At 37.3% G+C, this 24,891-nt stretch carries 20 protein-coding genes and 6 tRNA genes; 7 read left to right on the top strand and 19 right to left on the bottom strand.

Going from position 1 to position 24,891, the window contains the following annotated elements:
- The 7 genes from OW492_RS07810 to OW492_RS07780 form a co-directional block, all read right to left on the bottom strand.
- Positions 1 to 924 (bottom strand): hypothetical protein, encoded by a 924-nt coding sequence (locus OW492_RS07810; RefSeq protein WP_290039367.1) that lies wholly within the window; start codon positions 922 to 924, stop codon positions 1 to 3.
- Between the two features lie 56 nt (positions 925 to 980).
- Complete coding sequence (locus OW492_RS07805) at positions 981 to 2,726, bottom strand: class I SAM-dependent methyltransferase (RefSeq protein WP_290039366.1); 1,746 nt, start codon at positions 2,724 to 2,726, stop codon at positions 981 to 983.
- A gap of 497 nt (positions 2,727 to 3,223) precedes the next feature.
- A complete protein-coding gene (locus OW492_RS07800; protein WP_290039365.1) occupies positions 3,224 to 3,616 on the bottom strand; it encodes a VWA domain-containing protein in 393 nt (130 codons plus the stop codon).
- Complete coding sequence (locus tag OW492_RS07795; RefSeq protein ID WP_290039364.1) at positions 3,598 to 4,977, bottom strand: amidase; 1,380 nt, start codon at positions 4,975 to 4,977, stop codon at positions 3,598 to 3,600. The genes OW492_RS07800 and OW492_RS07795 overlap by 19 nt, the downstream gene beginning before the upstream one ends.
- On the bottom strand, positions 4,956 to 6,245 hold the full coding sequence (locus OW492_RS07790; protein WP_290039363.1) for a TRAP transporter large permease: 1,290 nt from the start codon (positions 6,243 to 6,245) through the stop codon (positions 4,956 to 4,958). Before OW492_RS07790 ends, OW492_RS07795 begins: the two co-directional genes overlap by 22 nt.
- A complete protein-coding gene (locus OW492_RS07785; protein WP_290039362.1) occupies positions 6,242 to 6,859 on the bottom strand; it encodes a TRAP transporter small permease in 618 nt (205 codons plus the stop codon). The genes OW492_RS07790 and OW492_RS07785 overlap by 4 nt, the downstream gene beginning before the upstream one ends.
- Positions 6,860 to 7,081: 222 nt before the next feature.
- The gene (locus OW492_RS07780) at positions 7,082 to 8,104 is read right to left on the bottom strand and encodes a TRAP transporter substrate-binding protein (RefSeq protein WP_290039361.1); all 1,023 of its coding nucleotides are present in this window, start codon (positions 8,102 to 8,104) and stop codon (positions 7,082 to 7,084) included.
- Between the two features lie 389 nt (positions 8,105 to 8,493).
- Between OW492_RS07780 and OW492_RS07775 the strand changes: the two genes are divergently transcribed.
- From OW492_RS07775 to OW492_RS07750, 6 genes are all read left to right on the top strand, one after another.
- The gene (locus OW492_RS07775) at positions 8,494 to 9,180 is read left to right on the top strand and encodes a GntR family transcriptional regulator (protein ID WP_290039360.1); all 687 of its coding nucleotides are present in this window, start codon (positions 8,494 to 8,496) and stop codon (positions 9,178 to 9,180) included.
- Between the two features lie 136 nt (positions 9,181 to 9,316).
- Positions 9,317 to 10,060: an aspartate/glutamate racemase family protein gene (locus OW492_RS07770; RefSeq protein WP_290039359.1), complete on the top strand. Its 744-nt coding sequence runs from the start codon at positions 9,317 to 9,319 to the stop codon at positions 10,058 to 10,060.
- Positions 10,057 to 11,505, top strand: a complete 1,449-nt coding sequence (gene hydA, locus OW492_RS07765) for a dihydropyrimidinase (protein WP_290039358.1) — start codon at positions 10,057 to 10,059, stop codon at positions 11,503 to 11,505. The genes OW492_RS07770 and hydA overlap by 4 nt, the downstream gene beginning before the upstream one ends.
- On the top strand, positions 11,506 to 12,285 hold the full coding sequence (locus tag OW492_RS07760; protein WP_290039357.1) for a fumarylacetoacetate hydrolase family protein: 780 nt from the start codon (positions 11,506 to 11,508) through the stop codon (positions 12,283 to 12,285).
- Positions 12,286 to 12,334: 49 nt separating this feature from the next.
- Positions 12,335 to 13,225: an NAD(P)-dependent oxidoreductase gene (locus OW492_RS07755; RefSeq protein ID WP_290039356.1), complete on the top strand. Its 891-nt coding sequence runs from the start codon at positions 12,335 to 12,337 to the stop codon at positions 13,223 to 13,225.
- A gap of 178 nt (positions 13,226 to 13,403) precedes the next feature.
- A complete protein-coding gene (locus OW492_RS07750) occupies positions 13,404 to 14,162 on the top strand; it encodes an aspartate/glutamate racemase family protein (RefSeq protein WP_290039355.1) in 759 nt (252 codons plus the stop codon).
- A 113-nt stretch (positions 14,163 to 14,275) separates the two neighbouring features.
- Here OW492_RS07750 and OW492_RS07745 read toward each other — a convergent pair whose 3' ends face one another.
- From OW492_RS07745 to OW492_RS07695, 11 genes are all read right to left on the bottom strand, one after another.
- Positions 14,276 to 14,971, bottom strand: a complete 696-nt coding sequence (locus OW492_RS07745; RefSeq protein WP_290039354.1) for a GntR family transcriptional regulator — start codon at positions 14,969 to 14,971, stop codon at positions 14,276 to 14,278.
- A gap of 178 nt (positions 14,972 to 15,149) precedes the next feature.
- Positions 15,150 to 16,568, bottom strand: a complete 1,419-nt coding sequence (locus OW492_RS07740) for an amidase (RefSeq protein ID WP_290039353.1) — start codon at positions 16,566 to 16,568, stop codon at positions 15,150 to 15,152.
- Positions 16,569 to 17,861, bottom strand: coding sequence for a TRAP transporter large permease (locus OW492_RS07735; RefSeq protein ID WP_290039352.1), 1,293 nt, complete (start codon positions 17,859 to 17,861; stop codon positions 16,569 to 16,571).
- Positions 17,862 to 17,872: 11 nt separating this feature from the next.
- Positions 17,873 to 18,427, bottom strand: coding sequence for a TRAP transporter small permease (locus tag OW492_RS07730; RefSeq protein ID WP_290039351.1), 555 nt, complete (start codon positions 18,425 to 18,427; stop codon positions 17,873 to 17,875).
- Positions 18,428 to 18,552: 125 nt separating this feature from the next.
- Positions 18,553 to 19,542 carry a TRAP transporter substrate-binding protein gene (locus OW492_RS07725; RefSeq protein WP_290039350.1) on the bottom strand — a complete coding sequence of 330 codons (990 nt, stop codon included), beginning with the start codon at positions 19,540 to 19,542 and terminating at the stop codon, positions 18,553 to 18,555.
- A 1,199-nt stretch (positions 19,543 to 20,741) separates the two neighbouring features.
- Positions 20,742 to 20,834 (bottom strand) — tRNA-OTHER (locus OW492_RS07720).
- A 62-nt stretch (positions 20,835 to 20,896) separates the two neighbouring features.
- A tRNA-Pro gene (locus OW492_RS07715) sits at positions 20,897 to 20,973 on the bottom strand.
- Positions 20,974 to 21,119: 146 nt separating this feature from the next.
- Positions 21,120 to 21,204, bottom strand: a tRNA-Leu gene (locus tag OW492_RS07710).
- 35 nt (positions 21,205 to 21,239) lie between these two features.
- Positions 21,240 to 21,315: transfer RNA gene (locus tag OW492_RS07705), tRNA-His, on the bottom strand.
- Positions 21,316 to 21,334: 19 nt separating this feature from the next.
- A tRNA-Arg gene (locus OW492_RS07700) sits at positions 21,335 to 21,411 on the bottom strand.
- A 48-nt stretch (positions 21,412 to 21,459) separates the two neighbouring features.
- Positions 21,460 to 21,536 (bottom strand) — tRNA-Pro (locus OW492_RS07695).
- A 461-nt stretch (positions 21,537 to 21,997) separates the two neighbouring features.
- Here OW492_RS07695 and OW492_RS07690 point away from each other — a divergent pair.
- A complete protein-coding gene (locus OW492_RS07690) occupies positions 21,998 to 22,912 on the top strand; it encodes a DUF3014 domain-containing protein (RefSeq protein ID WP_290039349.1) in 915 nt (304 codons plus the stop codon).
- Between the two features lie 163 nt (positions 22,913 to 23,075).
- Here the strand turns inward: OW492_RS07690 and OW492_RS07685 are convergent, their stop codons facing one another.
- Entirely contained in the window at positions 23,076 to 24,848 is a 1,773-nt protein-coding gene (locus tag OW492_RS07685; RefSeq protein WP_290039348.1) for a sugar phosphorylase, read from the bottom strand.
- Positions 24,849 to 24,891 lie beyond the last annotated feature (43 nt).

The following is a 24,891-nucleotide window of genomic DNA, read 5'->3' as shown; positions in this document are numbered from 1 at the left end:
TTACCTTTTTGAGGCTTCTAGCTGTTGCTTTATGGGCGGAATAACCTTTAATTTTATATTTGATAGCTCATGATTCAGAGCTTCAACTTCTGCTCTCAATTCAACCAGTTGACTATTTAACTGTAAATTATGATTATATAATATGTTAAGTGAGTCTTTCACTGAAGATTGATCAGCTTGGCTCATAAACAAATCAAATTTTTCACTCAGTTCTATAACTTTAGCTGAGTATTTATTTTTGTTTTCAAAAAAATAATCGCCAGTCACTTTACTTAATGGAGGGATAAAAACAAACAAAAGTGACATTATAGCAAATAAAAGAGTTAGTTTTTTATAACCAAAATCCATTGCTTTATCAGAAAGTTCAGAGTTTATTTTTAATTTTAATTTATCTTGATCTAAAAATAAACGAGGTAAAAATGATAATTCTTTTTTCTTATTCTTTTTATAGCTATCATACTCATATTTTCTTCCTTTAAAATCTGACTCGGACTCACCACTAACTAAGTCTATTTTATGAAATACAACTCTAAAAAAATAACTTTTTCCATTTTCATTAACTGGAACATCTTGTTTAGAGAAGTTTATAACTAATGTTGAAAGCGGACCATGAAAGCCACTGTCAAGAATGCCAGTATTTAAAGCTAATAAGCCTTTAGATGATAATCTATTTTTAAGAAATACATATGCAACATACCCTGCTTTTACATTAATTATTTCCTCAGATAATAAATACACCGTCTCTTGAGGTTCAATAAAATACTGTCCAACTATCTTATCTCTCCCTTTTTCATTTTTATGGATAATTTCTCGTACCGATAAATCAACGCTTGATCTTCCTTTAAATAAAGAATCATTTAAACGTTGTCCATTTTTTCCTACAATCAAACTTTTTCTTATCGTATCAACTGCTGATAATTGCATTTTTCATCCCTAAATAACTGTAAATTATACTCGCACACTAAAAGTCGAATTATTTATTACCACTCTCTCAACTGCTGCATTTCTTTCAACCGCCCTCTTTGTAGCAATAAAGCGTCAAAAAGATCATCGACTGAATTATTACTTGACGCTAAATCTGGTAAAGCAATATTAGCTTCTGCGAAAAAACGTTTTTGGTTTATTTCTCGGCTAACATCAATTGAATCACCGGTTAGCCAAGCATCTTGCCACCAATCTGTAATACGTGTTTTCGCATTTTTCATCTTATGTTCTGTCGGTAAACGATCGCTCTTTTGTCCGTTGGCTGTGACATCGCTAGGTAATAAATTCCATAGGTCGTTATTAGGCCAACGTGCAAATGGCATGCAATGATCGATTGCGTATTTTTTGGTTAAGCTTTTATTTGTCCAAACACAGTTGTGTTGGCTGTTGTTCTGTTTTTTCAGCGTTTCAAAACGGTTTCGGACTTCGGTGGTACTGCGTTTTGCTTCTAACCAATTTAATGCATTTGCTAATTTATGTTGTTGCTCTGGTGCTTGATATTGTCGATTGCCTTGATAGCTAGCCATGGTTTTAGTCCATTCGGAAACTAACACAGGTTCAATCCAACAAGCATAACGGCTAAAAGCAATCCATAGGTGTTCAGGTAATGAAAATTCACCCCAATGTTTTAAGGTGGTTAAGTCTAAAAATAAATTGTCTTTAGCGCGTACTGATTTACTGCTCACTTCAAATACACTTTCTGTACTATTAGGAAAAGTGATGAACTTACAAGGCATGTTTTTGATGTTAGCGACGCTTGCAGATAGCATTTTATGCATTGCAATTGCTTGAGCACCTTGGAACAAATTCCCAATACGATAATCTGATGATGATAAATGCGTTAATTTATGCCAACCATCTTCCTTCATAAATCCCATGTTGTTATTTTTGTTAGGCGTTTGAAATAAATGATGTTTATCGATTAAATCTTTATATTGATGCGCCCAATAAAGCGCCACTAAGCCCATTGGTAATATGACGCGATTATCTTCACGTCGAATAACAGCACCGGGGTGTCCGTCAGCTATACGTAATAACACGCGCATTAATGCGAGTTTATGTGTTGCAGACTTACCGTCATTCAACGCAACATGACGAATGAATGGAAATGCTCCGCTCCCATCGTCAGGTAGTTTTAGTACAACCGTTTGCCATGAGACATTAGCTCTGCCGATTACATCAGGCTTTTTATCTGTGATTAATAATGGAGATAGTCCGAGTTTTGTAGACATTTGTACTAAAGCATAGCTAGAAACTTCATACATATTTCGTTCATCGCCACTTTCACCATGACGTAATGAGATAACTAATAGGCCGCCGGGCTTTAATAAGTTAGCGAGTTTTCGTAATGAACGAGTGCGTTGCGCATCTGGAATATGCATCCAAACGGCACTTAATAAAATGAGGTCGAAACTGATTTCTTTACGCGTGACGGCGGTGAGATCGGGAAGTGAATCTTGTAACCAGTTAATGTTCAAACCTTGGGTATGATTTTTACCGAGTTCAGCTAACATTGAAGCGGGTTCAATCGCAGTCACAGAAATATTATTATCAGCACCTTTCTGTGCAAAGTACTTGCTATCTCGCCCTGCTCCAGCGCCTATATCTAAAATGCGGGCCTCTTTCTTATTTAAAATAGGAGTCAGATAGCTTAACCAAGATGCGTGGACTTCCTCAAAGGTTTTTGATAGGTACATTTCAGCTAGTTTATTGGCGTTTTTATTGTAAAAATTAGCCGTCATACCTGTCCTTATTTTAGGTATAAAAAGTAGATAAAAGACAATACGTCAGTTCGAAAGAGTTTGGTGTTGAATGGTATGCATAAGTACCTAATATTTAAGATATTAACACTTAGTAGTTATACATGAAAAGTATAAATTTGAGTTTATTTTATGTTTTTTTATACAATATATTGAATTTTAGTGTTCATTAGATACAGGAAAGTCATTCAGCAATATTTGTAAATTTTGCCTCACTTTGTCGGGTAAAAAATAATTACTCTACTGTTTAAAAAACCTTTAACTATTTACAAAAAAATACCGCTTCTGCGTTTAAGCATGAAGCGGTATTCTTAATGTGGTAGATTGTAGAAAAAACGAACTTATCAACACCCTAGTTTAATGATTTTCCATAATCAAAGCAGTGAGTGGTTGTGGCACTATAGTTATTTCAATCTTTGAAATTAATACTAATGACACAACCACATTTTAAGCTTTACACTTTAATACGGAACTTAACGTTAATCGATGGTTAACTCACGAGAGGTACTTTCTCCATTAATATCCACAGTTACTTGCATCACATCCCCTGTTACCAGTGGTTCGCTCAAAGTACCGTTATAATTAAAAGATGTTTGTGTCGACAGACCATCAAAGAAACCTGAAAGATCAGTTACATTCGAAACCTCTAAATATTGACTCCCCGTTTCTGTTGCAATTTCTTCCATTCGAGAAGAATAATACGATGAAATTCCACCACCTATCGCTAAAACACTAATTGGTATGTTTTTGTCTTGTGTTTTTGTAATTACATCAGTATATGTAACAGAGCTGCTATTATCAGCACCATCAGTTAATACTATAATTTGTGGGTTTGTAATTGATTCGCAATATTCTAGGCTAAAGTAGGCCACTGCCACCCTTTATTAATCTCTTCAAATTGTTTAGCTAGATTTAACAATCGTTGTTCTTGATGCCAATCAGCAATCAATTGCATGCCAATAGGGTTATTCAATTTGTTTGTGACGGGTAGGTTAATAGAAGGGTTACCAGCCATATTCACCCAACCAGTGAATACTGCATGCCCTCTTTCACCAACAGCTTTCCCAGCTATTTCTTTCGGATATTTTGAGTGTACAGGCCAAGCTAAAGCGGCTATTGAAGGCATTAAAATAATATCCCACTCTTTAAACATTAATTTAACTTTTTGTCTAAAGCGCATTGTTTCTTGCCATAAATGCATCATATCTAACGCATTATACTGCTGACCTTCCTTCGCCATCGCCTTGAATTTATCTTGTGCGCTTGCAGCCGATTGGGGAAAATTCTGCATTGCATAAGCTATTCCTACCTTACCTAATATCGGCCAAAATTCCTCAAAAATATTAAGAGAAACAGGAAGAGTAGAATACTCAATAGTATGTCCTAATTGAGCTAGTTGCTTTGCCGTATGCTCAGTGGCAGCAATAATATCTGGGTCAACTGGGTGAGAAGCTAACTCTTTCACGACCAAAATTTTTAATGCAGGTTTAGGCTCCTCCATGACCTGCTCTGGCATCATCACCTTAAATAAGTTAATGACGTCCTTGACGGTTCGCCCAATTGGGCCTACCACTTCAAAATCAAACATAAAACGAGGAAGGCCATTTTCTCTACTGATCAACTCAGCGGTTGGTTTTAACCCCACTAACCCCGTATGTGCACAAGGTCGTCTTATAGATCCACCACCATCAGTACCTAATCCTGCAAATGCCATTCCACTGGCCACAGCTGCAACCATTCCACCTGAAGAGCCTCCCGTTGTTAATTGCTCATTCCATGGATTGCATGTTGCCCCAAAAGTAGGGTTATCTGTCACCCCTTCGGAAGCAAACTCTGGTACGTTCGTTTTTCCTATAATAAGTATGCCAGCAAGTTGGCATTGTTTCACAACCCATTCACTTTTTTCTGCAATATTATTTTGTAACCCGTCATTCCCCCAGCTAGTTGGCATCCCAGCAACATTGATATTATCTTTAATACCAATCGGTACACCATCTAACTCGCTTAAAGGTTCTCCCTTTTGCCAGCGATAGTCACTTTTTTGCGCTTCTTCTACTAGTTTAGGGTTTAAATAGACATAAGCATTTAAACGACTATTTATTAGTTCAATTTGCAGTAAAATTTGCTTACAAACATCACTGGGTTTAAAGCGCTGTTCTTTAAAGCCTAAACTCAACTCAGTTAGGCTTAACATCCATAATGGCGGAGTGTTTAAACACTTGTTGGTAACCATAACACCACCTTAGGCACTAAAATTATAAACAAAACAAATAGCATCATAATGCCAACATAGGGTAAAGCTCCCCACATTACATCTCGAATATCACCATCATCGCTGCGTACGCTATGCACTACAAATAAATTCATACCCACTGGTGGTGTGATCAAAGCAACCTCACACATCACCACTAAGAAAATACCATACCAAATGGGGTCAATGCCTAAGCTAACAATCACAGGATAAGTGATAGGGATCGTTAATACTTGCATTGATAAGACATCCATAAACATGCCTAACAATAAATAAAATAACGCTAATATCAGTAATAAAGTAAAGGTAGAAAATTCAAAAGAAACCACCACTGCGGTTAGCTGATCGACAATACCTGTCATACTGATTGTAAGATTAAGAATAAAGGCTGCCGTAATAATTAATAAAATCATGCCTGATATTTGTGCTGTTTGGCGGAAACATTCTAGGAAAAACTTTTTACTCAAAGAGTTATTGCGATAAGCAAAAAATAAAGCACTTACAACACCTAATGCCGCTGATTCCGTTGCGGTTGCTAAGCCCGTATAAATGCCGCCCATTACCACACCAAAAATAACTAACGGTGGCACCAGGTTCTTAGACAGTTCCATTTTTTCTGCAAAGCTAATACTCGTATCTTCTTTTATTTTTTCATTTCTATTTGAAATCGCAATATAAGCGATAAAGAAAAGTGTTAATAAAATTCCAGGAACAAAACCGGCCAAAAATAATTGGCCAATAGAGTTATTTGTTAATGAACCATAAACTAATAAATTAACACTAGGTGGGATTAAAATGCCCAAGGTACCACCCGCGGCCAGGGAGCCTAAAGACTTGCGCATACAATAATTTCGTTCTTTTAATGAAGGTAAAGCCACCGTACCAACCGTTGCCGCCGTTGCAACAGAAGATCCGGATGTTGCAGCAAACAGAGCTGAAGTGCCTATGTTTGAATGCAATAAACCACCGGGCAATCGACCTATCCAAGCTGACATCGCAATATACATACGATCCGCTATACCACTTCTTAATAACAATTCACCTAACAAAATAAATAAAGGAATAGCAGTTAATAATGGATTATTTAATACACTCCAAACGACTGAACCAGCAGTAGAAACAAAATACGGCCCAAACTCAGCAATGCCTCCCACCAAGCCAGCACCTGCCATTACAACGGCAATAGGAAGCCCCATGATCATTAATAAAAGCATCACCAAAAAGCCAATGACTGCGGTTAAAATACTCATATATTATCCTTAATTAACTCTTCACTTACATTGCTTGTAGGCTGTTTTTCTTGCTTCTTTTGTCTCGATTTGAAATCAGAAACTTCGCTTTTAAGTTCTTCAATGACCCCTTTAGGACCAAATTCATTATTTAATTGTGCAGTTTGTCCTTTTAATACCAATATAAATGACCTGATCAGCATGCACAGAGAAACACTAGCAAAGATAATAGAGCCCATTAACCAAATACTTTGTGGAATAATTAAAGGTGTTCCCCAGGCTGTTGCTGCTGTGCTTTGGTATTCGTATGTTTCTAAAATGACCTGCAGGCTAACGTAAGCTAAAAACATAGCAAAAAGCGTTAAACTTAACATAGACAACAAATTGATCACGTTACGTATACGCTTAGAATATTGCCCATACAATAAATCTATTCGCATATGGCTTCGTCCTATCAAAGCAGAACTAAATGCTAATGTCGCACCAATGGCAAGGGCATACCCGCTTAATTCATCCACGCCTTGTAAAGATACGTTAGCGATTTTTCGCAATAATATTTCACTTACAATTAGCAACGATAGTAGTAGAAATAACCCACCAAATAAGATGTTAACTATCTTTTCAACTTTTTTCATAACATTAGGATCTCCAATTAATCAATAGGTCTGGGGTAATGGGCCTTAATCCCCATTGTAGTAAATATATGATCTACGTTTTGCACAGGAAAAATTGCTTAGCTCGAGGTTAACTCGTTAATGTTTTTCTTTTTATAAAACGTTCAACAAAGAAATAAGCAATGTTAGCCAGTAAAATAAATCAGCTAATTAGTACAATGGGTATAAAACCCATTAAATTGATTAATTATTAAGGGCTTTTTTCCAATCCGCCGAACAATTTTCATTGGTTTTATCACATAACTCAGCCCACACCGGGTAAGAAACATCCATTAACGTTTTTGAAACGATACTTAGATCTTCCTCTGTAATAGGTAAGCCAACTAAGTTATAGGTTTTTAAGTTGTCACAAGGTGCACCGCCAACATTACAACGTAGTGCATCTTCATGTAACTCTTCAGAGTATTTCCAAACATCTTTAACAAGCCCATTAATTGATGTTTGTAATGTTTCTTGTTGCTCTGGCGTAAATTTATTCCATGTTTTCAAGTTAATACCGTAACCATTCATACCAAGTTGGAATGCAATTGGTAGCATATGAGTAGAAACTTCAGGCCAACCTGCTGAGTTAGCAGAGCTTGCTCCTGTGATAGCACAATCAACAACACCTAATGCTAAACTCTGATGTACGTCACCAAATCCGATTGGCACCGGTACTCCGCCAACAGACTCAACAAACTTAGCAAGATTTTGATCATAAACACGTACTTTTAAATCTTTAATATCTTTTAGACTTTCAATTGGGTGATTACAAAACAAGACTTGTGGACCAAACGGCCATAACCCTAATAATTTAGTGTTAAAACGTTCTTGTAGTCGCTTATCAATCACTTCCTGATAGCCCGCAACTGTTTTAGCACCTGCTTCATAAGTTGGGTTTAACCCCACCAAGTCTAATCCTAAAATAGTTGGTTCATCGCGAGAAACTTGAGATAAACGTAATGAAATTAAATCAAATACACCTGATTTTAATACACGTAATTGTTCTTCATCTTTTATACCCGTTGTATCTGCTGGTTTATAATTAACGCTAATAGGTAAACCTGATGTTTCCGATAGTGTTTCAAAAAAAGGCTGCTCTACATTTTTTTGAATTAAACCTGTTGATAAAGGCTGGCCCATAACACGTAAACTTATCGTATCTGCGACAACGGCAGTTGAAGCGAAGACAGCACTTAAACAAGTTGCAACTAGTAATTTTTTCATATTTAACTCCATTAAATATCATTGTTTATATCAAGAAAGATCTATGTCTTTAGTAAGTACACATATCTAAATGAGCATGAAGTGTGCCAAATTGATTGCAGATAAAAGTAATCACTGGATAAAAAAGTCTAAAAGAGAAAGAAACCTTTGAAAAACATATATTGCATGCAATATAGCCAACAATAAAATAAATTAAAAGCCAGCATAAATGATAGAAACAGGAAGGTAGATTGATTAAAAAACGCGCCAAATAAATGCAAAAAATTCATTTGGTGCACCAATCTAGTTCAAAATTGATTATAAAAATTATTATATTGCATGCAGTTTCTAATGATATAATCAAGAAAATAAACATTATCTCCCATTTATATTTAATATAAGAGCGAAGCATGGAATCCGTAAAACTACCAAAAATTCAAGCAGAGAAAATAGCAGAGTCGATCACCAATGCAATCATGGAGCATAGGATAGCGCCTGGTAGTAAGCTTTCTGAATCACGCATGGCAACTGCTTTCGAAGTTTCACGCACTAAAATAAATCAATCCTTATTAATGCTTTCTGAAAGCGGCCTTGTACAACAACTTCCTAATCGAGGTTTTTTTGTTAGCAGCCCTTCTATTGACGAAGCTAAACAAGTATTTTTTTTACGACAGCTACTTGAACCAGAAATCATAAAAGAGCTTTTAAAAAACATTAAATTAAAAGATATCAAAAGGTTACATAGACATTTAAATGCAGAAAAAGAAGCAAGAGCTAGCTCAAATAGGCGTTTAATTATTCGTTTGTCGGGTGAGTTCCATATGTTGTTAGCGGAGATGTGTGGTAATCGTTACATTAATAAAATGATGGCAGAACTGTGCCCATTAACCTGTTTAATTATTGCTTTGTACGATGTACCTAATACACCGGCTTGCCCTGAAGATGAGCATACTACTATTGTAGCGGCTATTGAATCAGGTGATGAAGAGCAAGCGATTTCTTTAATGAAGCACCATTTAACCCATATAGAAATGGCTTTAAACTTAGATGGTTCTAACAATAATAATGAAGTCGATTGGGATAAAATTATTGGTTAAGGTTTCTATTTACCCGTTTTTTATTTAAAAACTTGATCATGGCACAATTAATGCTTTAGTAATTGCATTATATATTGCATGCAATTTATTAAACTATATTGCAATAGTATATAAACATACTATTAGGAGCGTGCCAATGAACAAAGAAAACCATGCAAAACGACTTTTGGTCGGTGTATTAACCCCTTCATCTAATACTGCATTAGAGCCTTTAACCTCTGCTCTATTAAGCCAAGTAGATAATGTGACAGCACATTTCTCTCGATTTAGGGTGACAAAAATAAGCTTGGATACTCAAGATTTAAATCAATTTGAGCTTTCCCCTATCTTAAATGCTGCGTCATTATTGGCAGATGCCAAAGTTGATATAATTGGTTGGTCAGGCACTGCAGCTGGCTGGATGGGTTTTGAGCAGGATCAAACACTTTGCCAAGCTATTACAGATTCAACGGGTATTCCGGCAACCTCTTCTGTGCTCGCCTTAAATGAAATACTAAATAAAATGGCAGTAAAACGTATTGCTATTGTTTCCCCTTATACTGTAGATGTTCAAGAAAAGATCGTCGCAAATTACCAATCAATTAATATTAATACTGTCGCAGAAAAGCACTTAAATATTAGTGATAACTTTGCCTTTTCTGAAGTAAGCACCGAACAACTAAAGTCCTGTGTAATGGAAGTTTCTAAACAAGCTCCTGATGCCATTTTACTTTACTGCACTAATTTATGCTCCGCTGACCAAGTAAGTGAATGGGAGGCAGAATGCAATATCCCTATCATCGATACCACTTCTACTGTTATTTGGAAAATGCTTCGAGAAGTTGGAGTCGATAGTACAAAAGTAAATAATTGGGGTCGCTTTTTCCAGGAGGCAAAATGAATAATCAATTTGACTTAATAATTAAAAATGCACGTTGTGCCACAGCCGCTGATATCTTTTCTGCAGATATAGGAATAAAAGACGGCACTATAAAAGCACTAGGAAAAGACCTCGGTAGCTGTGATGATGAGATTGACGCAAAAGGTGCTTGGGTTACTCCAGGTGGCATTGATGGACACTGCCACTTTGCAGAGCCGAGTAAAAATGGTGTAAAAATGGCCGATGACTTTACTTCAGGCTCTCGCTCCGCCGCTTGTGGCGGAACAACAACGGTTATTCCATTTGCAGTTCAACAACGTGGGCAAACATTAAAAGATGCCGTTGCAGATTATCATCGTAAAGCAAACAAACAATCCTATATTGATTATGCTTTTCATATCATCATCACAGATGTCAATGAACAGGTTTTGCAAGAATTACCTGATTTAATCAATGAAGGTTATACCTCATTTAAAATATACATGACTTATGATGATATGAAGCTATCTGATAGTGACATCATTAAAACGTTAGCGGTTGCTCGTGAGCATGGCGCTTTAATCATGGTGCATGCTGAGAGCTCCGATTGTATCACTTGGTTAACAGAGCGTTTATTAAGTGCCGGGCATACAGCGCCCAAGTATCATGCAGAATCTCGACCTATGTTAGTAGAGCGCGAAGCAACACATAGAGCCATTACTTTTGCAGAGTTAGTTGATGTGCCTATTTTGATCGTGCATGTTTCAGGCAGAGAAGCGATAGAGCAAATACGATGGGCACAAAATAAAGGTTTAAAAATTTACGCAGAAACTTGTCCGCAATATTTGTTTCTCTCAACAGATGACTTAGGGGGCGAAGATGACTATGAAGCAACTAAGTGTATTTGTAGCCCACCACCAAGAGACCCAGATAATCAACGTATTGTTTGGGAAGGTCTACAATCAGATAATTTTTCAATATTTTCGTCAGATCATGCTCCTTTTAGTTATGCTGATCCTAACGGTAAACAAGCAGAAGGGAAAAAACCAAGCTTTAATAAAGTGGCTAATGGTATTCCCGGTGTAGAAACTCGCCTTCCTTTATTGTTTTCACACGGCGTGATGTCTAACAAGCTTAATATTGAACAATTTGTACAAATAACCTCTACTAATGTCGCTAAGATGTATGGGTTATACCCTCAAAAAGGTTCTATTGCGATAGGAGCTGATGCTGATTTAGTGATATGGGATGATCAAAACTCACAAAAAATCACCAATGATAAATTACATCATGCAGTAGATTACACTCCCTATGAAGGTATTAATGTAGATGCTTGGCCAGCGATCACTATCAATAGAGGCAAGATCATCTGGCAAGACAATCAATTTCATGGGACGGTTGGAAATGGACATTTCTTACCTTGTCAGAAACCAACTCCAGCTCGTCCTAAAGTTCACTCTAGCCCCTTTAAGCGCGAGGCTGAATAAATGAAAGCAAACGAACAGTTAGTCAATGCTTTAGTTAGGGCAAGAAATAGCAAACAACCTATTGCACTTAATGATGCCATTAGCTTAACACCTGACAATGAAACAGCGGCCTACGCAGTTCAGAAAGAGGTTGCTCAAGCTTTAGACTGGTTTAAAGACCAAACGCCTAAATTGTGGAAACTCGGCGGTGCTCCAGGTCAACCAAGTGCCGCAGCTTTGCCTCAATCAGCATTACAATATCATGATACGAACAAAACACTTATGCTTGAGCGGGAAGATGAATGCTTATTCACGGGCTTAGAATTAGAGTTAGCGGTCAAGTTAAATAAAACATTATATGCAGGTGATAATTTAGATGATGCGAAGGCGGCTATTGGTGAAGTTTATTTAGCATTAGAAGTATGCGACCAGCGAGCTCAGCAATGGCAATCTTTACCTAGCTTATTCAAACTAGCAGATCACCAAATGAATCGAAGTATTATTTTATGTGGCATGCCTTTATCTGAATGGGACGAACAATTAATGAATATCGCCCCTTTTATACAACTTGGCAAAGAGGTGATTAATGACAATACATTAATCACTCACCCACAAGGGCATCCACTAAAAATGCTGCCATGGTTAGCGACACTGAGCGAACAGCTTTATCAGCAACCTTTACAGGCTGGCAGCATTATAGCAACAGGTGCTTGGGCTGGGATACAAACCATCAGTGAATCAACCCCATTCAAAGCCACTCTGAATAACTTCCCAGAGATTAGGGTCGCACTAACAGCATAACAATAATTTTAACTTTAAATATAAATAACGCAGTTAAAAAAATAGCACTGTGTTTCAGCAATCAAAGGAAAATAAAAATATGAAAAAATTTGGATTTATAGGTTTAGGCATTATGGGTAACGCAATGGCTTTAAACTTACTCAAAGCAGGATTTGATGTCACTGTTTGGAATCGCAACCCTGATAAATGTACAGAGTTAGTTAACCAAGGCGCACATCAAGGTAAATCACCAAAAGAAGTTGCAACACATTGTGATGTTACTTTTACTATTGTTTCTGACCCTGCTGCTGCGATGGCTATTTGTAATGGTCCTGAAGGGGTTGCTGCTGGTATTGGAGATGGCCGTTGTTATATTGATATGTCAACGGTAGACGATGCCACTTCTCAATCGATTGCAACAACGATTATTGAAGCAGGTGGACGCTTTTTAGAAGCGCCAGTTTCTGGTACCAAAAAACCAGCAGAAGATGGTACGCTCATTATATTGGCAGCAGGAGATAAATCAGTCTATGACGAAGCATTACCAGCCTTTGAAGTCATGGGTAAAATGTCACCTTATCTTGGTGAAGTTGGTCAAGGTGCTAAAATGAAATTAGTACTAAATATGGTGATGGGAGGCATGTTAAGTATTTTCAGTGAAGGGCTTTCTTTAGGGTTAAAAGCAGATTTAGATGGTCAGCAAATTTTAGATATTTTAGATGCAGGAGCTATGGCAAACCCAATGTTCAAAGTGAAAGGACCGATGTTGTTAGATGAAAACTATACAACAAGCTTCCCTCTTAAACATATGCAAAAAGACATGAGATTAGCAGTCGATTTAGGTGACAAATTAAATTTAACCTTACCCACTGCTGCTATTGCCAATGAATCATTTAAACAAGCACGTAAAGCGGGTGCAGGTGATGAAGATATTGCTGCTATTTATAAAATAATAAAATAACATCTAACTAAACACCCAAAACATATAGTCGTTAACTAGTTAGGTTTTAAGGGGAAAGAGGTAAACAACTTATTGAAATAACAGGTTATATATAACTTTTAAAAAGCATCTGTAATCTAATGAAATGAATCACCTAAATTTAGGTGTTTCATTTTTTAAATAAATTGAGCGTACTATTATGAAATTATTAATAATAAATCCCAACATTTCAGAATCTTTAAGTGATTTGATCGAACAGGAAGCGAGACTAAGTATATCTAACGATACAGAGTTAACTGTATTAACTGCTCCGTTTGGAGTTGCTTACATAGAAACACGAGCAGAAGCGCAAATTGCAGGATATGCAGTAATGCAATTAGCAGCTGAAAATTATATGTATTATGACGCAATTATAGTTGCTGCTTTTGGAGACCCAGGCCTTGATGCCCTACGTGAAATATTACCTATTCCTGTTATTGGCATGACTGAAGCGGCATTAGCAAGTGCAAGCCAATTAGGAGGTAAGGTATCGATCATCGCTATTTCCCAACGAATACAAGCTTGGTATAAAGAAACAGTTGAAAAAGAAGGTTTTTCTTTAAAACTAGCTTCAATCAGAGCGTTAGATGAAACACTCGCAGACATTAGTTTAGTACAAGAAAACCAAGGTACTCGTCTCATTCAACTTGCCAATGAAGCGATTAAACAAGATGGTGCGGATGTGTTAATTTTAGCAGGAGCCCCATTAGCCGGCCTAGCCAGAAGCGTTCGCTCACAATTACCTGTTCCAGCACTGGATGGTGTAAGTTGCGCGGTCAAACAAGCAGAAGTTCTGGTACAACTGTACCCTGACCAATCATCACGTTTAGGGAGTTACGCATCTCCACCTAAAAAAGGATGTAAAGGGTTATCTACAGAACTATCAAATTTAATTGGAAGAGAAATTTTCGTTGAATAACTATAAAAGTGATAAGTTTTAATTGAAAAAAGGCTATTGATAACTGGCTCATGTTAGTAGCCACTAACGAATTGGCCTATAACTTAAAGAGTGATGCCATGTATCACTCTTTATTAAATAGCATTTAACGCATCAGCAAGGTCAAAACTTGTTTCTTTTTCATCAACCAAAATAAGATGCTCTTCTATTTCTTCGATATGCTTGACCATCAACTCAACAGCCTTTTTATTATCACCTTCCTGCAATGCGCTGAGGATATTCTTATGCTCACATGAAGCACAGCTTGGGACAGCATTACGGGAATAAAGCATCTCTATCATTGAGCTACGAATAAGTAAATTATCTAAAATGTCCATCAGTACAGAGTTCTCTGATACCTTGGCAAGGAGGCGATGAAAGGAAGTCAAGATCAATACAATTTTATGTGGGTCACCTTTTTCTATAGTGAGGCTCTCTTCTTCAATATGTGTAGTAAGCTCTTTTTGATAAGTGTTTATTTTTTCTGGTGTAATTTGCTCTAAAATTCCAAGCTCTACAACTCGGCGTGCTGCAAATACATCTCTAGCTTCCTTCGCGCTTGGTTGAGAAACAAAAGCCCCTTTATTTCGTTCAATATGGACAATATTCGCTAGTGCCATCTGTTTCAAAGCAACTTGAACATGGTTTCGGTTCGCATTTAAAATTTCTACAATCTTTGATTCTACAATACGTTGCCCGGGTTTAAGACGCCGCTGCGCAATTGCATTAACTAGTGTTTGAACAATACGCTCAATTTCACTTTCTTTGCTGGCTGTCACTTTTTTACTCATAAATCCTATTTTATGCTTAACAAAATAATGGCTTATTCTAGCATGCGTTAACAAACGATATAAACTATATTTCTGGCAAGTGAAATTGCTAATACACGATGATTTTCTCTAGACTTTACCTATTAAAACAATACTAAAACACTGTTAAATAGAGCTTAATTTTCTCTTAAATATTCAATTATTTATCCATAAAAGCCACTGTAGGCCATTGGCCTAACCAACTTTGCTTATCTTCTATTTGTTGTGCCAACTGCAGCAGCAACTCGTCTTGACCAAAACCTCCAACAAACTGAATACCTATTGGCATCGATTTTTGAGTCATTTTTCCCGGCAGGCTAATTGCTGGATGACCGCAACCATTGACCCAACCAGTAAAAACAGCAGAACCACGAGGGCCAACTGGTTGCCCGTCTATTTCTGTCGGAAAGTCCATTGCAGTAGACCAAGGCATAGCGGCACAGCAAGGGGTCATAATAATATCGAGAGTATCAAATACCTGAGCGGCCTGGTTCCTCAATTCTGTAATAATTTCAATAATATTTAATAAATCAGCTGCACTATGCTGGGTCTCTGCCCATTGAATATATTTACTAGATGCTAGCTTGCGTATATCTGGCTCACGTTGAATCAGCATGTTTAAACTAATACTGGCGATTGAAGCCCAGTGTTCGCTTAGTGGTTGAATATCTAATGGCAGTTCACCTGTCTCAACTTGGTGCCCCATCGATTTCATTAACTCGATCATTTGTCGGAAGCTATTGCGTATATCGGGATCCACAGGGTCACCAGCAAATTGCTCAACGGCGAGAATACGTAGTGACTTAGGTGCTTTTAATAAGTTTTGCATACTATTAGCAGGGGCAAATTGCAAAGAGCGATGATCTCGAGTATCTGGTTGTGCTAATACATCAAACAACATAGCTTGATCGCGTACACTACGGGTCAGTGGGCCAATTACTTCCATATCTAATAACAATGGCGGTAACCCACCTCCCCTAGGAATGCGCCCTAGTGTTGTCTTCAAACCAACTAAGTTAGTATAAGCTGCTGGGCGACGAATAGATCCGCCACCATCAGTACCAATGGACAACGGTATCATCCCTGCCGCTACAGCAGCAACACTACCTCCACTTGAGCCACCAGGGGTCATTGATGTATCCCACGGGTTAACCGTAGTACCGAATAATTTATTAGCAGTAAACCCTTCAACAGTGAACTCTGGTACATTAGTCTTACCTACAATCACAGCCCCAGCTTGGCGTAATTTTTCTACTGGAATTTCATCCTCACAGTCTATTTGCTCTGCGTAAAATTGGCATCCCCAAGTGTTTGGCATACCTTTAACAATTAAATTATCTTTAATCAAAATAGGTAAGCCGTCGATCAAGCTCAATGGCTTTTTCTCGGCTATCCGTATTGCACTAGCTTGAGCATTTTCCAGCGCTTCTTGACTGAGAAAAACAACAGCATTTATAGCTGGGTTTAATTGATCTATTCGTTCAACAAACTTCATTAATAAATCAACAGGATCGAGCGTACCTGCACGTAGTTGGCTGGCTAATGCAAAACCATCTTGTTGCCAGAAATCTACCTTCATTTACATCGTTCCCGTCAAGAACAAAGAGATAGGAGGAAAGAAGGTCACCAGCAAAATAACAACCGCTTCACAAATAACAAAAGGCAATGCCCATTTTGCTGCAGTTTCAAAAGGAACATTACCAATTTTAGCTGCAAGCATTAAACCAACTCCCACTGGAGGTGTTAAATGTGCCATCGACAAGTTAACGGTCATAATCGCACCAAAATGAACCAAATCAACACCCGCTGATAACAAAGCAGGCTTAACCAACGGTACTAATAAATACATTGCTGCAATAGGTTCCAAGAAAGCCCCTGAAACTATCAACAATCCATTAATCATTAAAAGCATTGCAGCAGAACTCTCACCGGACCAGGCAATTAACTTGCTAGTGACTAAAGCAGCTAACCCCTGTGTTTGCCAAATCCAAGCAAAAACTGATGAACAAGCAATAATTAAGACAATAACACCAATTGTTTTACCTGACTCAAGTAGTAAGTTTGGATAATTTTTGAGTCCTATTTTGCGGTAAATAAGCATATCAATCAGAAAAATATATACCACTGCAACTGCTGCTGCTTCTGTTGCAGTGAAAAGACCCGAATAAATACCACCTAAGATCACAACAGGTGCCATCAAACCCCAAAATGCATCCACAAAGGCAACTCTAAATGATTGCCAAGTGCGCTCAACCGCTAAACCTCGATAGCCATTACGTCTCGAAATAAAATAAATACAAAGACCTAATACCAAAAACATTAATAACCCTGGCCCTATACCTGCAAAAAACAGCTTAGGAATAGATTGTTCCGTGATCACACCATAAATAATCATACCGAGGCTTGGTGGAATCACCACTCCAAAAGTACAACCTGCGGCAACAACTGCGACAGCAAAAGGTTTGGGATAACCAACACTGGCCATAGCCGGAATAAGAAAACTTAATGCGGCAACAGTAGCGATGTTTGACCCAGACATAGAACTAATAACTGCACCAGTTAAAAGAGTCGCTAAAGCTAACCCACCCGGTAGTTGCCCGAGTACAACTTGGGCTAAATTAACGATTCTCTGTGACATACCCGATTGAGTGATCATTGCCCCAGCAATAATAAATAATGGTGTCGCTAATAGCGGGAATTTATCCAGCGAGCCACCTAAAATATAAGGAACAACCACCAAAGGGGCCGCATCAAAAAATATAATAGTAAAGAGAGCCGCTAAAGCCAGTGATGCAAAAACTGGCATATTAAACAGTAATAATAAAAGAAATACTGCAAAACCGATTACGCTTGGATTACTTAAAATATCCATAAAGTGAGTTCCTAACCTTCTACGTCTAATTTTTTACTTTCTGGTCGTTGCTCAGCTTTAAATGCGCCAAGAAAAAAACCTTGAATACAACGAATAGCACCAATGACAAAAGCGAGCATCATCCCAAAATTTATAACCCAAACAGGAATTTCAGTAGTCGTACTTATTTGCCCACTTTGGAAAGACTTTAGAGTCGACACCCCAGACATATAAATTAAATAAGACATAAACACTAAGATACCTGTAGCAACAAATATCTCGACAACGCGCTGCCACCGAGGACTAAACCGGTTGACGATAAGAGGGATACCGTTATGTTCACCAGTTTTAAAGGCTGCTGATGCACCTAATAAGCCACCCCATAAAAAAATAAATCGAGCAAGCTCTTCACTAAATGCAATTGAATAGTGAAAAACAAATCTTGATAATACACCCGAGAAAATCAGCACAACAACACCAATTAAGAGTGATACCAACGTCCATTTTTCAATGGCGTCGAGTGCTAACCCTAATCGTGTCGCTATCGTTTTAACTAAAGAGGAGCACCTGTTATAATTAATAATCATCTGCATTAATACCAAACGTTAGTGGTTAAAATTATGACTTTAAAAATTCAGATTAAAGTGGCTACTTTACAATTAACAAAGCAACCACTAAATCAGATCTTTCAGTTGAATAACTAACAATAAATTTATTTAGTTAAAGCTTTAACTTCTTCTTCAACCTTAGTAACTAACTCGCTACCAACAGACTCTTTAAATTGATCGTAAATTGGTTGCGCAATTTGTTTAAATTGGCTTAGCTCTTCATCCGTAGGTACATAAATTCTTGAACCTGCAGCGGTCATCTTAGTTAAGTATTCACTATTTTCTTTAAGAGCCAGTGCTCGTTGTGCTTTCATACCTTCGATAGCAGCTTGTTTAATAATGTCTTGATCTGCTTCACTCAGGCCATCTAACATCGCTTTATTTGCAATCATGCCAACAGATTCAAATGAGAAGTTAATAACTGAAACATACGGAGCAACTTCGTAAAATCTCTTAGCATAAATCAAAGGTGTTGTTGCTACACCACCATCGATAGCACCAGATTGTAATGAAGAAAATATTTCAGAAAAACTAATTGGTGTTGGCTCAGCCCCCACTCCATTCCATGTTTTAACAAAGATAGGGTTTCCAGGTACTCGAATCTTTACACCTGCGATATCGTTTGGAGTTTTAATAGGACCCTTTTTTGAATAAAGCTGGAAAAACCCCCCATCCCCCCAAGCTAGAGCCTCAAGACCAACTTTATTAAGGCTAGTAGAAAGTTGCTGACCAGTAGGGCCGTCCATAACTTCCATTGCTACTTCTGCATTTGGAAACATCCACGGCATTGCAGTTACTAAAAAGTCTTGGTTCAACTGTGACAGCCAAATCGTCGTTTTCATGATGATGTCTACTGCACCCGCTTGAGCCATTTCCAACTCAACACGATCGTTCCCACTAGCCAATACACCATTAGGGTAAATTTGAACAGTATGGGGGGTTTTACTCTCCACTATTTCTTTAAATGTATTAGCAGCTTCCATCCAATTTGATGTTTCTGGAACAGTCGTACTAATTTTAATCGTATTTGCCAAGGTTGAACTAGCGAAGGTCGCCAATGCCAGTGACAGTATTCCTGCTTTTAATCTACGCATAACTTTACCTCTATTTTATTATGAAATATGTGAATACATTTTATTTAGCTGTAACGTAGAATTAAATCTTCATTCATTACTAGCAATATCAATTATTACAACAAACTTAACAAGCAGCTAACGTGCCAAAAGATAAAAAAATTATTTTTTGATATAACTCTTTGTTTATAAATTGAATTTTAAAATTAAAATATAGAACTGAGACATTGTCATTTGCATAACCTGCCCTAAAAACCACAATTGCTAGCCATTTCAGCACAACAAAGGTGCAAAAATCAAAAATAGCTAGCAATAAATAAAACAACTAACCTCTTAAACTTAAAGTACTATTTAATACTTACTTTTTAGTTTCGATATTTTATAGTTATGCTCACCTCAGATTAATAGAACGTTTTGTATATAGCATTAAAGTAACTTTCATATATCTAGCTAGGAGTGGTATCGTTTTCTAGTTAATTAAACGGTCAAAATATGAAGAAAACACTCAAAATATAGTCTACCAAACAGCACTAACAACCAAAATCATTATTTGCATTTTAGAAAAAGAGACTGAGGTTTTAAAATGCGAAAGCCCGCAACATGATTAAATATTACGGGCTTTTCAAATGTGGTCGATGATAGATGGAGCGAATAAGCGACAGCTTAATGTCTGAGCTATCTTTTCAACTAATCTCGTACTTTCAAAGCCATAAACGAAAAAATCCGCTTAACTATTTCTAGCTAAGCGGATTATGCGGATTTTTTTTAATGTGGTAGGTGATAGATGGAGCGAATAAGCGACAGCTTAGTGTCTGAGCTATCTTTTCAACTAATCTCGTACTTTCAGAGCCATGAACGAAAAAATCCGCTTAACTATTTCTAGCTAAGCGGATGATTCTTAATGTGGTCGTGATATTAGACAGGAACCTAAAAACACTCTGTTCCAACTCTTTTTCAAAACACTGGAGATGCGCTACCAAACTGCACTAATCACCGAATATTGTTATTTGTATTTTAGAAACGAAAAGTAGAGGTTCTAGAATGCAAAAAGCCCGTAACATAATGAATGCTACGAGCTTCTTTAATGTGGTCGGTGATAGATGGAGCGAATAAGCGACAGCTTAGTGTCTGAGCTATCTTTTAAGCTAATCTCGTACTTTCAGAGCCATAAATGAAAAAATCCGCTTAGCTATTTCTAGCTAAGCGGATTATTCTTAATGTGGTCGGTGATAGAGGATTCGAACCTAAAAACACTTCTGGTCCAACTTTTACCCAAAACATGGAGATGCGCTACCAAGATGCGCTAATCACCGAGAATTTATTTCTAAAATGCAAAAAGCTCGTAACATAATGAATGCTACGAGCTTCTTTAATGTGGTCGGTGATAGAGGATTCGAACCTCTGACCCTCTGGTCCCAAACCAGATGCGCTACCAAGCTGCGCTAATCACCGAGTTTTTTATTTGTGATTTGTAATAATGGGTCAAACCCTCTGGTCCAACTTTCATCCAAAACACTGGAGATACGCTACCAAGCTGCGCTAATCACCGAGTTTTTGTTACATTTTAATCAACCGTGAGTGGTTGATTTTAGTTTAAATGGTGCGGAAGGAGAGACTTGAACTCTCACACCTTGCGATACTAGAACCTAAATCTAGCGCGTCTACCAATTCCGCCACTTCCGCAACTACTTAAACTTTTTAACTTAAGATTTAAAAAATGGGGCGAATGACGGGGTTTGAACCCGCGACAACCGGAATCACAATCCGGGGCTCTACCAACTGAGCTACATCCGCCACTAAACTTTTTTAAAAATGGTACGCCCTACAGGATTCGAACCTGTGGCCTACGGCTTAGAAGGCCGTTGCTCTATCCAGCTGAGCTAAGGGCGCAAAAGCAGGATTTATACCTTTATAACGATTTCTCATTATATTTAAATGTGGTCGGTGATAGAGGATTCGAACCTCTGACCCTCTGGTCCCAAACCAGATGCGCTACCAAGCTGCGCTAATCACCGAGTATTTATTTGCGCTTTGTAATAATGGGTCAAACCATCTGGTCCAACTCTTATCCAAAACACTGGAGATACGCTATCAAACTACGTTAATCACCAGTTTTATGCTTTAGCAGCAAAGGAAACTAAACAATCATTTCGTTACCTTTTGTGTTGAAACGCTTAATGCCTGTCAACGAGGCGAGATATTACTGAGTTGCGGACTTATCGTCAAACTTTATTTACATATATTTTGTTGCTTGCCGAATAATTAAACGCATTGCACAATATTAATTCACATATTAATTAAAAATGCTTTTTAATGCTATTTTTTAAACAGGTTTAACTTTATTTATCTCAATTAATTTATATGCTTAAGCAAAAAATCTACATAAACTGTTGTTAAATTCAGATATAGTGAATGTGCAGTTGAGTTAATGTCTTATCTCAACATGTTAACTACTTTAAAATGGAGTAAATAACACATGCCCTACCCTGACTTCCCAAAAGAAAAATCGTATTCATGGCTAAATATTCTATTAATTGTCATTTGTGTCTCAATATTTGGTTACAGTATTTTTTATTTCACTTACCCAGACCAGCACCATAGGCTAGTTGAAAGACTTGAATTATCTTCCTTATTTAATAATAACCAACAAGTTAGCAATGAAGATAAAACAACGGTTATCACTCAACCAACAGAAAGTGACACTAGCATGACTAAAAATGTAGGTGCGCCTTTAGTTTCATCCGCAGAACCTACAATCATAGCGCCTGTAGATCCTGATTTGCCGACATTGATGGAGTCTGACCCAGACGTATTATTATCCATTGAGGAATTTAGTAAGCCAAGTTTAATGAATAACAAGATTCTACAAAAAGGGATTATTAGCAGTACTGTTGTATTTATTGATAATTTTAGTCGAGGTGATTTCATTGCTAGTTTCAGCCCATTACTTCCACCTAAGTTACCTTTTGTCATTGATAGGGAAGCAGGACAGGCTATTTTATCTCAACAAAGTTACCAGCGTTATGATAAATATGCGGCTTACATTGACTCATTAGATGTTAAGAAGTTGATAAAGGCTTATCATACTTTTAAACCTTTGATAGACGAGTCATATCATGAAATCGCTCGTCCAGGATCGGAGTTTCATGATGTGTTAAATAATGCGATTGACGTTGCTTTAAGCGTCCCTGTCATTGAAGAGCCAATTACTTTGCATTCACCTTCTGTTATGTACCTATTTGATGATCCGACTTTAGAGGATTTAAATGATGCACAAAAGCTGTTGCTTCGCTTCGGTCCTGATAATTTGATCACTATACAAAATAAATTAGCAGAGATTCAATTGGAATTGAATAACCCCGAATCAACTGACGCATCTTCTTCCTTATAAATGAAAAAGCCAATCGTATTATCGCGATTGGCTTTAACATTATTGGTGCTTAAATGGTTAAGTCACCTTTCTTGAACATATCTATCACATCATAGACCAACCACGTATTAAACTGATTTCAGTTAGTATATCCAGTTATGCGCTATAGCAACTTTATGAGTGATTATTCATATAAAATATTACTTATCCAAACTGTTTGATACGGTGCAAGCATCATCATATCTGCCTGTACATCTATGACCTCGCCAGAGATTAATTCATACCAATTATCTGTCATAATAAGGTTGAGGTCATGAATAGCAAGTTCCATTTCATGACTTGTAATATTACTGATACAGAATATGCTTTGTTTTCTATCTAAGCTTTGACGCCAGAAACCAAACATTTGTAACCCTAAATGTAACGTAAATTGCGTTGCATTAGGATGGAATGCTGGTTGTTTAATACGAATATCCAATAAATCTTTTAATGAGTTTAATACGATTGAATGGTGGTTAGTTTCGTCATCTAGATTATCTTGTAACTCTTCGTAATCCCAACGATGTCTATTAATAGAGCGATTGTGCTGTGTATTAGCCACTTTCTCATAATCGTTTTGCGTTCCTAATAAACTATGAATGTAAACGCCAGGCACCCCTTCTAGCCCGAACATAATGGCATGAGCACACAAAAAGCGTTGTAGTCCTAATTTATCTTTGCCTTTGGTTGTTCCTTGTAATGCATCGTAGAGTGCAATATTAATTTCATAAGCTTTAGGTGCACCGGTTTCAGTGGTACGCCATGAAACCTTACCGCCAAATTGCTGCATGGTTTCTACTAACGTTGTTAATTCATAATCATTTAATAACCCTTCAGCTGGACGTAAACCGATACCGTCATGTGATGCAATAAAGTTAAAATAGAAAGTACCATTTTGTGAAGGAGGCATACTCATTAACCAGCGTTTTAGGTATAAGCAGTTGCCGGTTACTAACGTATTAATCAGTAAAGGAGGTAATGAGAAGTTATAGATTGCATGGGCTTCATTAGCATTACCAAAATAGGTCAGATTTTGAGTATTAGGGATGTTTGTTTCCGTAATAATCACTGCATCATGTTGAGCATGCTCTAATAAGGTTCTTAATAAACGAACTACTTCATGGGTTTCAGGTAAGTTGATAGAAGTGCTATTAAGTTTTTTCCATAAAAACGCTACGGCATCAAAACGGAAAATTTTAACTCCCATATCCAGATATAAACGGATAATAGACACAAAGCTTTTGAGCACTTCAGGGTTTCTAAAGTCAAAGTCGACTTGGTCATGGCTGAAGGTACACCATACATGTTGAGTGCCTTTACCTGTTTCTGTTTCTCTTAATAGGTCAGAGGTTCTTGGACGGACCACATTTGATAAGTCATCATCAGGTGATGCGGTATAGAAAAAGTCACTACCAATCCCTTCGCCTTTAATAAAATTATCAAACCATGCACTTCGACTAGAACAATGGTTAATCACTAAATCAGACATTAAGCGACGATCTTTCGCGATTGATTGAATTTCTTCCCAACCCCCTAGCGATTCATTAACACTAGAGTAATCAATAACTGAAAAACCATCATCTGAGCTATAAGGGAAAAAGGGTAAAATATGTACACTATTAACGCTATCACCAAGGTAATGATTCATAAAATGCTGAAGCGTCACTAACGGTTTTTCATCCGCTTTCATAACACTATCACCATAGGTGATCATGATAATATCTTTCTGTGACCAATGATTTTCATGAGGAACTGGCGCTGTGCAGCTTTCATTTAAACGCATCAATTCAACTAATTGATCGCTTAAATCTTCACAACTAATACTTAGCTCAACATCTTTATAAATAAAATTAAGCTGTTGTGTTAATTTACTTTTTAACAGTAACAGTTCATTTTCTGCTGCACTTAATTCCGCCATAAAACTCCCCTTATTAACACCAAGTAATTAACAGTGATTGCTT

This window comes from Psychromonas sp. 14N.309.X.WAT.B.A12, assembly GCF_030397575.1.
GTDB lineage: Bacteria > Pseudomonadota > Gammaproteobacteria > Enterobacterales > Psychromonadaceae > Psychromonas.
The sequence above is the reverse complement of the archived record's forward strand: the minus strand, read 5'-3'. Positions and strand labels throughout refer to the sequence as shown.

Coding starts and splice junctions, on each gene's coding strand:
- OW492_RS07810 (WP_290039367.1), bottom strand. CDS start 924: ATGCAATTATCAGCAGTTGATACGATAAGAAAAAGTTTGATTGTAGGA.
- OW492_RS07805 (WP_290039366.1), bottom strand. CDS start 2,726: ATGACGGCTAATTTTTACAATAAAAACGCCAATAAACTAGCTGAAATG.
- OW492_RS07795 (WP_290039364.1), bottom strand. CDS start 4,977: ATGGTTACCAACAAGTGTTTAAACACTCCGCCATTATGGATGTTAAGC.
- OW492_RS07790 (WP_290039363.1), bottom strand. CDS start 6,245: ATGAGTATTTTAACCGCAGTCATTGGCTTTTTGGTGATGCTTTTATTA.
- OW492_RS07785 (WP_290039362.1), bottom strand. CDS start 6,859: ATGAAAAAAGTTGAAAAGATAGTTAACATCTTATTTGGTGGGTTATTT.
- OW492_RS07780 (WP_290039361.1), bottom strand. CDS start 8,104: ATGAAAAAATTACTAGTTGCAACTTGTTTAAGTGCTGTCTTCGCTTCA.
- OW492_RS07775 (WP_290039360.1), top strand. CDS start 8,494: ATGGAATCCGTAAAACTACCAAAAATTCAAGCAGAGAAAATAGCAGAG.
- OW492_RS07770 (WP_290039359.1), top strand. CDS start 9,317: ATGAACAAAGAAAACCATGCAAAACGACTTTTGGTCGGTGTATTAACC.
- hydA (WP_290039358.1), top strand. CDS start 10,057: ATGAATAATCAATTTGACTTAATAATTAAAAATGCACGTTGTGCCACA.
- OW492_RS07760 (WP_290039357.1), top strand. CDS start 11,506: ATGAAAGCAAACGAACAGTTAGTCAATGCTTTAGTTAGGGCAAGAAAT.
- OW492_RS07750 (WP_290039355.1), top strand. CDS start 13,404: ATGAAATTATTAATAATAAATCCCAACATTTCAGAATCTTTAAGTGAT.
- OW492_RS07745 (WP_290039354.1), bottom strand. CDS start 14,971: ATGAGTAAAAAAGTGACAGCCAGCAAAGAAAGTGAAATTGAGCGTATT.
- OW492_RS07740 (WP_290039353.1), bottom strand. CDS start 16,568: ATGAAGGTAGATTTCTGGCAACAAGATGGTTTTGCATTAGCCAGCCAA.
- OW492_RS07735 (WP_290039352.1), bottom strand. CDS start 17,861: ATGGATATTTTAAGTAATCCAAGCGTAATCGGTTTTGCAGTATTTCTT.
- OW492_RS07730 (WP_290039351.1), bottom strand. CDS start 18,427: ATGATTATTAATTATAACAGGTGCTCCTCTTTAGTTAAAACGATAGCG.
- OW492_RS07725 (WP_290039350.1), bottom strand. CDS start 19,542: ATGCGTAGATTAAAAGCAGGAATACTGTCACTGGCATTGGCGACCTTC.
- OW492_RS07690 (WP_290039349.1), top strand. CDS start 21,998: ATGCCCTACCCTGACTTCCCAAAAGAAAAATCGTATTCATGGCTAAAT.
- OW492_RS07685 (WP_290039348.1), bottom strand. CDS start 24,848: ATGGCGGAATTAAGTGCAGCAGAAAATGAACTGTTACTGTTAAAAAGT.